Raw genomic sequence first — 11,040 nt, forward strand, 5'->3', positions numbered from 1 at the left:
AACGCCGGCGGCGGAGGCGGCGGCGGAGTGGGCGGCGGAGGCGGCGGCGCGGCACCCGGGGTCGCCATGGCGCGGGACGCTACCGGTCGGCGTCGGCGAGCGCGAGCACCACGAGGGCGAGGAGCGCCTCGCCGTACGCGTCGGCGGCGGTCGCGGCCGTGAACCGTGCCTCCTCGCCGGAGGCGGACCGGGTCGTGACCTGCCACGCGTCGTCCGCCCGGGCGAGCGAGACGAAGGTCGAACCGAGCAGGTCGCGCAGCTGGTCCTCGCGGGGCATCCAGAGCGCGTCCTCCTGGGCGACCGAGTCCAGGGCCCACTCCGTCGTGCCGTTGAACCCGAGGATGGTGCCGGTCGGGTACTCGCGCGCCTCGATGGTCATCTCGCTGAGGGTGAAGAGCTCGTCCTCGAGACCGTCCTGCGGGATGACGAAGCGGTCGCCGGCGGCGGGCCTCCACCGCAGTCCGGCGTCACGCAGGGCGGCGGCGAGATGCTGGGAGATCATGCGCCCAGTGTCTCCCGCGCGGGGCGCGACGGCAGGTCCACCGGGCGCTCGCGGTAGTGGTAACGGTCCGAGACCTCGAACCGGAGCCCCTCGTACAGCGCCCGGGCAGCCGCGTTGCCCTCCTCGACCTGGAGGAACGCCCACCCGGCGCCCAGCGTGCGGGCGTGGTCCAGGGCCGCGAGCGTCAGGAGCCGGCCGACCCCGGTCCGTCGCGCCGCGGGCGCGACGGCCAGGCAGGAGAGCCCGACCCAGCCGTCGGCGACGGCGGCACGGATCACGCCGAGGTCGCCGTCCTCGCGCCGGTCGGCGCGCAGGGTGAGGTACGCGGCGGGCGCGCCGCGCAGGAGGCGCTCCGCGAGGGCCAGGTCGACCTCGCGCTGCGCGGCCTTGACGCCCAGCCACCCGTGCAGCCACGCGGCGGTGGGCCGGTCCGCGATCTCCAGCCCGGGCGGGAGATCGCCGGGGCCCGGAGGACTCGCCAGGTCACGGACCATGACCGACGTCGGCGCCGCGACCGCGTAGCCGCGCCGCGCCAGCCGGGCGTCGAGGTCGTCCGGGGCCGAGTCGCGGCAGACCCGCACCACGGCCGGCAGCCCGCGCGCCGCGCACAGGTCCTCGGTCCGGTCGAGGGCCGCCTCGACGTCGCCCGGCGCGCGGAGGGCGGCCACGCTGTTGCCGCGTCGCGTGAATCCCTCCGAGAACCCCACGCGCCACCCGTCGACGTCGACCGCCTCGACCGGCGGCCACGTCGCGACCTCGGTGGCCAGACCGGGACGGCGGGCAGCGGCCGTGGCCGTGGCCGTGGGTGCGGGCGTCGTCACGGGACCTCCTGAGACAGGGGGGCGGTGTAGACGAGGAACGTGTAGCCCGCGGCGTCGCCCCAGTCCCGCTCGGGGGCACGGTGCAGCCCGAGGCGCTCGTACAGCCGGCGCGCGGAGGCCATGGTCGTCAACGTCGTGAGCGCGAGGGTCCACGCACCGGCGGCACGCGCCAGCCCCATCGCCGTCCGCACGAGGAGCTCGCCGACGCCGCACCGGCGCGCGCCCGGGGCGACGGCCAGCATGCGCAGCTCGGCCTCGTGCTCCCCGGCGACCTCGGCGTAGCGCGACGGTGGCCGGACGACCGTCACCGTGCCGAGGAGGCCCCCGTCCTCGCCGACCGCGACGAGCACGGTGCCGTGCTCGGCCCGGTCCACCGCGTCACGCAGCTCCTCGACGTACCAGTGGTCGTCCGGGACGAGGCCGTCCGCGAGGTACGCGGCCACCGTGAGCTCGCCCACGGCCGCGAGCTCGTCCGGACGGGCCGGACGCACCACGACCCCGCTCACCCTGCCGCGCCGTCCCGCTCCGCCGCCGCGCCGCCGCCGTCGTCGTGAGCGGCGTCGTGCACGCCCTCGTCCGGCGCCCCGCCGTCCGGCGCCACGGCCGCGGGGCCGGCGGCGAGGAGCGCGACGAAGCCGTCCTCGTCCAGGATCGGCAGGCCCAGCTCGCGGGCCTTCGCCTCCTTGGTGCCGGCGTTCTCCCCGACGACCACGAAGTCCGTCTTCTTCGACACGCTGCCCGAGGCCTTGCCGCCGCGCGCGAGGATCGCCTCCTTGGCGCCGTCGCGCGAGAAGCCCTCGAGCGACCCCGTGACCACCACGGTGAGCCCCTCGAGCGTGCGCTCGAGCGACGTGTCCCGCTCGTCCTCCATGCGCACGCCCGCGCGCCGCCACGCCTCGACGACGTCGCGGTGCCAGTCCTCCGCGAACCAGTCGACGATCGACTCGGCGATGACCGGGCCCAGCCCTTCGACCTGCGAGAGCCGTGCGACGACCTCGCCCCGCTCGCCCGCGAGGGCCTCCTGGAGCGCGGTCATCGACCCGAAGTGCTGGGCGAGCGCCCGCGCCGCCGTCGGGCCGACGTTGCGGATGCTCAGCGAGACGAGCACCCGCCACAACGGCTTGGTCTTGGCCGCCTCGAGCTCGTCGAGCAAGGTCACCGCGGCCGCTGACGGCAGCCACGCGGGCAGGGCCCGACCCTCCGCCTCCGCGGCGCGCTCCTCGGCCTTGGTCCACGTGGCCCGGCGGCGGAACGGCGTCCGCCGGCGGACGACCCCGTCCTCGTCGGCGCGCGGCTCCCCCGTCTCCGGGTCCCGCACGACGACCTCGATCTCCGCGAGCCTCGCCAGGCTCTCGGCCCGGACGCGCTCCCGCGTGCTCGCGTCCGCGTCGAGGGGGTAGCCCACCAGCGCGAACAGGTCCCCGTCGCTGACGACGGGCGGCGTCTCGGGCACCTCGGGCTGCGTCAGCGCGGTCGCCGTGACCTCGCCGAGCGCCTCGATGTCGAGGCCGCCGCGCGAGCCGATGTGCTCGATGCGGCCGCGCACCTGCGCGGGACAGGTCCGTGCGTTGGGGCAGCGCAGGTCGACCTCCCCCTCGCGCATCGCCCGCAGCGGCGTGCCGCACTCGGGGCACCGCGTCGGCATGACGAACTCGCGTCGCGGCCAGTCGTCGTCGTGCGCCCGCGGGGCCGGGCCGACGATCTCGGGGATGACGTCCCCCGCCTTGCGCAGCACCACGACGTCGCCGATCTTCACGCCCTTGGCGCGCACGACGTCCTGGTTGTGCAGCGTCGCCATCGCCACGGTGGACCCCGCGACGACGGCGGGCTCCATGACGCCGTAGGGCGTCACCCGCCCGGTGCGCCCGACGTTGACCCGGATGTCGAGCAGGCGGGTGTTGACCTCCTCGGGCGGGTACTTGTACGCGATCGCCCAGCGCGGGGCGCGGCTCGTGGCGCCCAGGCGCCGCTGCAGAGCGGTCTCGTCGACCTTGATCACGATGCCGTCGATCTCGTGCTCGACGTCGTGCCGGTGCTCGCCGTAGTAGTCGATCATCTCCACGACGCCCGCCAGGTCGTCGACCACGCGCGTGCGCGCGGACACCGGCAGGCCCCACGACGCGAGCAGCTCGTAGGTCTCGGACTGGCGTGCCGTCGCCTCCTGGCGCCCCGCCCACCGCAGCGCCCCGATGCCGTGGCAGAGCATGCGCAGCGGGCGCGACGCCGTGACGCGCGGATCCTTCTGCCGCAGCGAGCCGGCCGCGGAGTTCCGGGGGTTGGCGAACGGTGCCTTGCCCGCCGCGACCTGCGCCTCGTTGAGCGCGCGGAAGCCCTCGACCGGGAGGAAGACCTCGCCGCGCACCTCGATGAGCTCGGGGTGGTCGTCTCCCGCGAGCACGTGCGGCACGCCCTGGATCGTCTTGACGTTGAGCGTCACGTCCTCGCCCGTGCGGCCGTCGCCCCGGGTCAGCGCGCGCACGAGCCGCCCGTCCTCGTAGAGGAGCGCGATCGCGAGGCCGTCGATCTTGAGCTCGCACAGGTAGTGCAGGTTCTTCGCGGCGCCCTCGAGGTCGCGCGTGACGCGCTCGGCCCACGCGGCGACCTCGTCGGTGGAGAACGCGTTGTCGAGGCTGAGCATCCGCTCGACGTGGTCGACCGCCGTGAACTCGGTCGAGAACGTGCCACCGACGCGCTGCGTGGGCGAGTCGGGCACGCGCAGCTCGGGGTGCGCGTGCTCGAGCGCGTCGAGCCGACGCAGCAGCACGTCGTACTCCGCGTCGGAGACGGTCGGCGCGTCGCGCACGTAGTAGGCGAACTGGTGCGCGCGGATCTCCTCGGCGAGCTCCGTCCACCGGTGCCGTGCGGCGTCGTCGTCCAGGCCGGCGTCCCGCTCGTCCAGCACGGGCGGCGGTGCCGTGCTCTCGAGCACCTCGCTCCCGGGCACCACCGGCTCCGGTACGGCGGGAGGCTGGTCTGTCGTCTCGCTCACAGGCACATCATGGCGCGTCCCACCGACACGCGACCGGGCGTCCGGCGCGACGCAGGTCAGCCCGCGGCCAGCTCCGCGAGGCGCGCGGCGACCTGCTTCGCGATCCCGACGGCGGCCCGCGCGTCGCCCTCGCGCCGGGTCGGGGCGTCCCCGCCGGCGACCGTGCCCGACGTCTCCGCGTGCACGACCACGTCGGCCAACCCGCGGGCCGGCAGCCCGACGGCGGTCCACGGGCCCGCGACCTGCCGGGCGACCTCGCGCGTGTCGGTGCGCCGCCCGTGCTTCTCCTGGGGCAGCCCGAACCAGATCCTGCGGCCGTCCTCGACGGCGGACGCGACCTGCTCCCACTGCGGCCCGCGCAGCGAGGCGGCGGACACCCCGACCCCCTCCGCCCCGCTGCCGCGCAGCACGTCGAACGAGCGGGTCGCGAACCGGACGCCGCCGTGGGCGACGGCCCGCGCGCCCGCCCCGCCCAGGCCCTCGACGACCTGGCGCAGCGCCCTGGTCGCGTCCTCGGCCGGGACGGACCACAGCCGGGTGTGCCCCGAGAAGCTCGGCACGGTCCCGGCGAGCACGTCCGGGAGCTGCGGCTCGCGGAGCACCACGACGGGCTCGGCGCCCGGCACGGCGGTCCTCAGCCGCGCCACCAGGTCGACCAGGCCCTCGGTCATCGACGCGACGAGGTCGCGGACGGCACCGCCGTCGCTCAGCACGCGGTCGCCCCGCGCCAGGTACAGCGTCGCCGCCAGGGTCCACGGGCCGCGGACGCTCAGCACCAACGGGCCGCGGTGGCCGAGCGCGGCGATCGCGAGCTCGTCGAGCTCCTCGCGCAGCGCCGACCGGCAGCGCTCGAGGTCCCGACCGGGCCGGTCGGCGAGCTTCCACCCGTGCGGGCCGAGCTCGGCCGGCAGGTCCATGAGCAGGCCGACCGTGCGCGCGACGGAGTCCGCCCAGGGTCCGCGGTGCGGCAGCTGCGCGAGCGGCGGCATGCCGACGACGCCGTCGGGCGCGTCGGCGAGCTCGCCGACGAGCGTCGTCTGCGCCTCGTGCAGCCGCGTCCCGGGCCACGGGCCGAGCAGCGTGACGCCGGTCATGACCGCGCCTGCCGGGGCGTCGTCGCCCCGCGCCCCAGCGGGCTCACCGGGCGGTCGAGGCGACGGTCGCCTCGGCCAGCACGCGCGTGCCGTCGTAGAGCACCGCCGACTGGCCCGGGGCCAGGCCGCGCAGCCCGTCGACCAGCTCGACCTCGATGCCGTGCGCGGCCGGCCCCACCAGCGCGCGGGCCCGCGCGGCGGCGGGTGCGCCGTGGGCCCGCACCTGCACCTCGCAGTCGAACCAGCCGCCGTCGGTGCGGTCCTCGAACCACACCGGGTCCGTCCCGCGAAGGCGCGTCACCGTGAGCAGCTCCGCGGCGCCCACCACCACCGTGTTCGAGGCCGGCTGGACCTCCAGCACGTAGCGGGGTCGCCCGTCGGGCGCCGGCCGACCGAGCGCGAGCCCCTTGCGCTGCCCGACGGTGTAGGCGTAGGCGCCGTCGTGCCGGCCGAGGACCGTGCCGTCGACGTCGACGACGTCGCCCGGGCGCGAGCCGAGCCGCTCGCGCAGGAAGCCCTGGGTGTCGCCGTCGGCCACGAAGCAGATGTCGTAGGAGTCCGGCTTGGCGGAGACGCCGAGGCCCCGCGCCGCCGCCTCGGCCCGCACCTCGTCCTTCGAGGCGACGTCGCCGAGCGGGAACATCGCGCGTGCCAGGCGCTCGGGCCCCATGACCGCGAGCACGTAGGACTGGTCCTTGGCGGCGTCGCGCGCGCGGTGCAGCGCACGCCCGCCGTCGTCCGCGATCTCGACGCGCGCGTAGTGACCGGTGCACACGGCGTCGAAGCCGAGCGCGACCGCCTTGTCCAGCAGCGCCTCGAACTTGATGTGCTCGTTGCAGCGCACGCACGGGTTGGGCGTCCGCCCGGCCTCGTACTCGGCGACGAAGTCCGCCACGACCGTGCGCTCGAACGTCTCGGACAGGTCCCAGACGTAGTACGGGACGCCCAGCACGTCCGCCGCCCGCCGCGCGTCGCCGGCGTCCTCGATCGAGCAGCAGCCGCGCGAGCCCGTGCGGTACTCGTCGCGGTTGCGCGACAGCGCCATGTGGACCGCGACGACGTCGTGCCCGGCGTCGACCGCGCGGGCCGCGGCGACGGCGGAGTCGACACCACCGGAGAGGGCTGCCAGGACACGCATGCGGCCAGGGTACGTGCGCGCCCGGCCCCGAGGCGTCGGCGACGGCGGTGCGTGCCCGGGCGGATCAGCGCAGGTCGACCCGGTAGACGTTGGTCTCCCGCGCGACGAAGCCGACCCGGCGGTAGAGCCGGTTCGCGGCCTCCCGCGACGGGCGCGAGGTGAGATCCACGGTCCGGGCACCGAGCTCGGCCGCGCGCGCGACGGCCGCCCGGAGCAGCGCCTCGCCGACCCCGCGCCCGCGCGCGGAGCCGTCGACGACGACGTCCTCGACCCACGCGCGGCGCCCCGTGGGCAACGGGAACTCCACCAGCGTGAGCGACCCGACGACGTCTCCCCCGACCCGGGCCACGAGCATCGAGACGGCCGGGGAGTCGACGATCTCCGCCAGCGCCGCGGCCGTCACCGGCGCCGCGGACGACGACAGCTGCGGCAGCAGGCCCTCCCACGCCGCCACGAGCTCGGGCGTCACCGCCGTGACGACCTCGACGACGACGTCATCCGGACCGGACCGCTGGGTCACGCGCTGCTCCATCCGGCGAGCGTAGGGCTCGCTACGGTGGCGGGATGGCAACGGAGCAGCGGGTCGGCGAGCACGACGTGCGCACGAGCGACGGGCGCACCCTGCGCGCCTACGACGCACGACCGGACCGCGCGGACGCGCCGGTCGTGGTGTGGCACCACGGCTCCCCCCACTCCGGGCGGCTCCTGGCGCCGCTCCTGGAGCCCGCCGTCGAGCGCGGCATCCACCTGGTCACCTACGCGCGCCCGGCGTACGGCGGCTCGACCCCGCGGCCCGGCCGCGACGTCGCCTCGGCCGCCGACGACGTCGCCCACGTCGCCGACGCGCTCGGCCTGGGCCGCTTCGCCGTGCTGGGACACTCCGGCGGCGGCCCGCACGCGCTCGCGTGCGCCGCCCTCCTCGCCGACCGCGTGACCGCGGCCGCCTCGCTGTCGGGCCCGGCGCCCTGGGACGGCGACGAGGCGTGGTTCGCCGGCATGCGCTCCGACGCCGCGCTGCGGGCGGCGACGCAGGGCCGCGAGGCCCGGGCGCGGCTCGCCGAGGTCGAGGAGTTCGACGAGGAGACCTTCACCGCCGCGGACTGGGCCGCCCTCTCGGGGCCGTGGGCTGCCCTCGGCGAGGACGCGAGCGACCCGGCCGCGACCCCGGACGGCCTCGTGGACGACGACGTCGCGTTCGTCTCGCCGTGGGGCTTCGACCTTGCCGACGTCCGGGTGCCCACGCTCGTGCTCCACGGCGGACAGGACCGGATGGTGCCCCCCTCGCACGCGGCCCGCCTCGGCGCCCTGCTGCCGGGGGCCGAGGCGCGCCTGCTGCCCGAGGACGGCCACATCTCGGTGCTGCGCGAGTACGGCGCGGTGCTGGACCGCCTCACCGGGCGCTGAGTCCGCCGCCGCTCGCGCAGGTCCGTCTCGCCGCGCGCCCCGGCCGGCGACGTCACACGATGGACGGACCACGAGAGGAAGGCGAGACCATGACCGCTGCACCCGACGAGGACCTGCGCACCGTCCGCCACCTCCTCGAGGACGCGCACGTCGCGATGCTCACGTCCATCGCGCCCGACGGCACGCTCATGAGCCGCCCGATGGGCATGCAGGCGGTCGACTTCGACGGCGACCTGTGGTTCTTCGCCGAGCGCAGCTCGCGCCTCGTCGCCCACGTGACGGTCCACCCGCAGGTCAACGTCGCGGTGGCCGCCGGCTCGAGCTGGGTGTCGTTGACCGGCCGGGCGCGCGTGGTCGAGGACGACGCCAAGAAGCGCCAGCTCTGGAACGCGGTCGTCGAGGCGTGGCTGCCCCAGGGCCCGGACGACCCGGAGGCCGTGCTGCTGCACGTCGCGGCCGACTCCGCGGAGTACTGGGACTCGCCGGGGCGCGTCGCCACGCTGATCAGCTTCGTCAAGGCGAAGGTGACCGGCGAGCGCTACGACGGCGGGGAGAACGAGCGCGTCGAGCTGTGAGGCGTCAGCTCGCCTGGTCGTAGCTCTCGACGACCGACACGCTGAGCGGGAACTCGACGGGGGCGGCGCCGAACAGCAGACGCCCGGCCTCCGCGGCCGCGGCGCGGACGGCGTCGGCCACGGCGTCCGCGGCGGGCTCGGGGGCGTGCACCATCACCTCGTCGTGCAGGAAGAAGACGAGGTGCGGCCTGCCCTCGACGTCGCGCAGGCGGCGGCGCAGCGACGCCATCCAGCACAGGGCCCACTCGGCCGCGGTGCCCTGGACCACGAAGTTGCGCGTGAAGCGGCCCCAGTCCCGGGCCCGGCGCCGCACGGCGCGAACCTCCTCGGCGTCGGCCCCCTCCCCGCTCGCGGCGTGCAGCGCGTCGAGGAAGGCCGGCGACGGCGCCGGCGACGTGCGCCCGAGCCAGGTCGAGACGACCTCGCCGTGCTCACCGGCCCGCGCGGCGCGCTCCACCAGGCCGAGCGCCCGGGGGTAGGCCCGCGTGAGCCGCGGGACGAGCGCGCCGCTCGCCCCGCTCGTGGCGCCGTAGAGAGCGCCGAGCATCGCGTACTTCGCCTGCTCGCGGGTCTGGACGACCCCCGCCGCGACCAGCCCCTGGTAGAGGTCCGCCGCCCGGCCTGCGGCGGCCATCGCGTCGTCCCCCGACATGGCCGCCAGGACCCGCGGCTCGAGCTGCGCGGCATCGGCGACGACGAGACGCCACCCGGGGTCCGCGCGCACCGCGGCCCGGATGTCCGCGGGCAGCTGGAGCGCGCCTCCCCCGCTCGTCGCCCAGCGCCCCGTGACGACGCCGCCCGGCACGTAGTCGGGCCGGAACCGACCGTCCTGCACCCACGTCTGCATCCAGGTCCACCCGTTGGCGCTGAGCAGGCGCGAGAGCCGCTTGTGCTCGAGCAGCGGCTCGACGACGGGGTGGTCGAGCCCGCGGATCTCCCCCTTGCGGGTCGACGTGACGTCGAGGCCGGCCGCCCGCAGGGCGGCGAGCAGCTCCGGTTGGGAGTCGACGTTGAGACCGGGCCGGTCGAGCGCGGCGCGCACCTGGTCGGCCACCGCCTCCAGACGGCGCGGTCGCCCGCCCGCGCGGGGTCGCTCCCCGAGCGCCGCGGTCAGCGTGCGGTCGTGCACCCGGACGTCCCACGGCATGCCGTCGTGGCGCATCTCCGCGGCGATGAGGGCACCGGTGGACTCGGCCGCCAGGAGCAGCCGGAGGCGACCGGGCTCCCGCGAGCCGGCCACGGCCTCGAGCTGGTCTCCGAGTGCCGCCACCGGGTCGGGCGTGCCGCCGCCGGCGTGCGCCGCGGCCCCGGACGCGGTGTGGTCGAAGGCGGCGTCGTCCCCGGACGCGGCGTCGTCCCCGAATGCGGCGTCGAAGAGGGTGGTCGCGCCGGCCGTCGCGGCGGGCACGTCCGGGCGCGCGGCGTCCCAGGGCCCCGCGGGCGCCTCCGCGAGCCGGGACCCGGCGCACAGGACGCTCCGGCGCAGGATCGCGTGGCACAGCCGCAGGTCGTGGCACCGCTCGACCCGGACACCCGCCTCGAGCAGCGGCGGGTACCGGCGCGCCGTGTCGTCCCAGACCCAGCGCGGCCTGGCGGACGGGTCCGACTCCCGCCGGGCGACGGCCGCCGGCAGGTCGCCCGGGGCGACGGGCGTGCGGTGCCGGGCCGAGCCGTCGTCGGCCGTCTCGACGAGCACGACGCCGCCGGGGTGGGCGGGGTCGTCGACGACCACGACGAAGGGCACACCCCATTGTCGGGGCGGGCACCGACACGTGGTGCCGCGGTCCGCCCTCAGCGCCAGGGGCGCTGGTCCGCCGCGAGCCGGTAGAGCACGTGCGGGCGCACGGGATGCCCCTCGGGCACGTCGGGGTGGTCGAAGTCGCCGACGGGGTCGCGCCACATCCCGATCCGGCGCATCACCGCCTGCGAGCGCTCGTTGCCCACGGCCGTGAAGGAGACGACGTCCGCCCATCCGAGCACGTCGAACGCGACGTCGAGCGCCGCCCTCGCCGCCTCCGTGGCGAAGCCCTGCCCCCAGTGCCCGACGGCCAGCCGCCAGCCGACCTCGCGCCGCGGCTCGAACGCCGCCTCGAAGGCCACCGGCCACAGCCCGGTGAAGCCGATGAACTCCCCCGTGTCGCGCCGCTCGAGCGCCCACAGGCCCCAGCCCTCGGCGTCCCAGTGCGCCGCGACCCGCGCGACCAGGCGCTCGGTGTCCTCGCGCGTCCCGTGGCGCGCGAAGTGCTCCATGACCACCGGGTCGTCGTTCATCGCGGCGAAGGGGTCGAGGTCAGCGGGCTCGAACCCGCGCAGCACGAGCCGGTCCGTCACGACGCGGCGGGGGGCGGTTCGCTCGGTGCTCATCCGCCCGACCCTAGGGCGCGAGCGCCCCGGCCGATAGACCGCGGACCCCCGCTCCCGCCACGCGGGCGCCCACGTCCGCGACGACGAGGGCCGCGACCCGCGGGCGGGCCGGGCGGGCGCGCACCAGCGCGGCGCGAACCCCGCGTCAGCGTG

Annotated in this window: 11 protein-coding genes; 2 read left to right on the forward strand and 9 right to left on the reverse strand. The window is 76.7% G+C overall.

The genetic code is table 11. The features are described 5' to 3' along the window. Positions 1-79: 79 nt before the first annotated feature. The 7 genes from IDM29_RS11095 to IDM29_RS11125 all read right to left on the reverse strand — a co-directional run bounded on the left by IDM29_RS11095 (position 80) and on the right by IDM29_RS11125 (position 7,076). Positions 80-502 carry a pilus assembly protein CpaE gene (locus IDM29_RS11095; protein WP_182111619.1) on the reverse strand — a complete coding sequence of 141 codons (423 nt, stop codon included), beginning with the start codon at positions 500-502 and terminating at the stop codon, positions 80-82. Beyond that, positions 499-1,323, reverse strand: coding sequence for an N-acetyltransferase (locus IDM29_RS17695; RefSeq protein WP_182111620.1), 825 nt, complete (start codon positions 1,321-1,323; stop codon positions 499-501). The genes IDM29_RS11095 and IDM29_RS17695 overlap by 4 nt, the downstream gene beginning before the upstream one ends. Next, positions 1,320-1,817 carry a GNAT family N-acetyltransferase gene (locus IDM29_RS11105; protein WP_223148225.1) on the reverse strand — a complete coding sequence of 166 codons (498 nt, stop codon included), beginning with the start codon at positions 1,815-1,817 and terminating at the stop codon, positions 1,320-1,322. Before IDM29_RS11105 ends, IDM29_RS17695 begins: the two co-directional genes overlap by 4 nt. An 8-nt stretch (positions 1,818-1,825) precedes the next feature. Next, positions 1,826-4,312, reverse strand: a complete 2,487-nt coding sequence (ligA, locus tag IDM29_RS11110; RefSeq protein ID WP_370525731.1) for an NAD-dependent DNA ligase LigA — start codon at positions 4,310-4,312, stop codon at positions 1,826-1,828. A 56-nt stretch (positions 4,313-4,368) separates the two neighbouring features. Further along, a complete protein-coding gene (locus IDM29_RS11115; RefSeq protein WP_182111622.1) occupies positions 4,369-5,406 on the reverse strand; it encodes a hypothetical protein in 1,038 nt (345 codons plus the stop codon). A gap of 43 nt (positions 5,407-5,449) precedes the next feature. Next, positions 5,450-6,544 carry a tRNA 2-thiouridine(34) synthase MnmA gene (mnmA, locus tag IDM29_RS11120; protein ID WP_182111623.1) on the reverse strand — a complete coding sequence of 365 codons (1,095 nt, stop codon included), beginning with the start codon at positions 6,542-6,544 and terminating at the stop codon, positions 5,450-5,452. Positions 6,545-6,608: 64 nt separating this feature from the next. Further along, positions 6,609-7,076: a GNAT family N-acetyltransferase gene (locus tag IDM29_RS11125; RefSeq protein ID WP_182111624.1), complete on the reverse strand. Its 468-nt coding sequence runs from the start codon at positions 7,074-7,076 to the stop codon at positions 6,609-6,611. 32 nt (positions 7,077-7,108) lie between these two features. On the opposite strand from IDM29_RS11125, the gene IDM29_RS11130 reads away from it, so the two are divergent. Then, positions 7,109-7,948 (forward strand): alpha/beta fold hydrolase, encoded by an 840-nt coding sequence (locus IDM29_RS11130; RefSeq protein WP_182111625.1) that lies wholly within the window; start codon positions 7,109-7,111, stop codon positions 7,946-7,948. Between the two features lie 89 nt (positions 7,949-8,037). Further along, positions 8,038-8,523, forward strand: a complete 486-nt coding sequence (locus tag IDM29_RS11135) for a pyridoxamine 5'-phosphate oxidase family protein (RefSeq protein ID WP_182111626.1) — start codon at positions 8,038-8,040, stop codon at positions 8,521-8,523. 4 nt (positions 8,524-8,527) lie between these two features. On the opposite strand, the gene IDM29_RS11140 is transcribed toward IDM29_RS11135, so the two are convergent. Both IDM29_RS11140 and IDM29_RS17350 read right to left on the reverse strand, forming a co-directional pair. Continuing rightward, on the reverse strand, positions 8,528-10,267 hold the full coding sequence (locus IDM29_RS11140; RefSeq protein ID WP_182111627.1) for a bifunctional 3'-5' exonuclease/DNA polymerase: 1,740 nt from the start codon (positions 10,265-10,267) through the stop codon (positions 8,528-8,530). Positions 10,268-10,314: 47 nt separating this feature from the next. Then, positions 10,315-10,887 carry a GNAT family N-acetyltransferase gene (locus IDM29_RS17350; RefSeq protein WP_188037534.1) on the reverse strand — a complete coding sequence of 191 codons (573 nt, stop codon included), beginning with the start codon at positions 10,885-10,887 and terminating at the stop codon, positions 10,315-10,317. Positions 10,888-11,040 lie beyond the last annotated feature (153 nt).

Source organism: Actinotalea sp. JY-7885 (genome assembly GCF_014525465.1).
In the GTDB taxonomy this organism is placed as follows: Bacteria; Actinomycetota; Actinomycetes; order Actinomycetales; family Cellulomonadaceae; genus Actinotalea.

Excerpts from the sequence above, each read along its gene's own strand:
- IDM29_RS11095 (WP_182111619.1), bottom strand. The coding sequence starts at position 502 with ATGATCTCCCAGCATCTCGCCGCCGCCCTGCGTGACGCCGGACTGCGG.
- IDM29_RS11115 (WP_182111622.1), bottom strand. The coding sequence starts at position 5,406 with ATGACCGGCGTCACGCTGCTCGGCCCGTGGCCCGGGACGCGGCTGCAC.
- mnmA (WP_182111623.1), bottom strand. The coding sequence starts at position 6,544 with ATGCGTGTCCTGGCAGCCCTCTCCGGTGGTGTCGACTCCGCCGTCGCC.
- IDM29_RS11125 (WP_182111624.1), bottom strand. The coding sequence starts at position 7,076 with ATGGAGCAGCGCGTGACCCAGCGGTCCGGTCCGGATGACGTCGTCGTC.
- IDM29_RS11130 (WP_182111625.1), top strand. The coding sequence starts at position 7,109 with ATGGCAACGGAGCAGCGGGTCGGCGAGCACGACGTGCGCACGAGCGAC.
- IDM29_RS11135 (WP_182111626.1), top strand. The coding sequence starts at position 8,038 with ATGACCGCTGCACCCGACGAGGACCTGCGCACCGTCCGCCACCTCCTC.
- IDM29_RS17350 (WP_188037534.1), bottom strand. The coding sequence starts at position 10,887 with ATGAGCACCGAGCGAACCGCCCCCCGCCGCGTCGTGACGGACCGGCTC.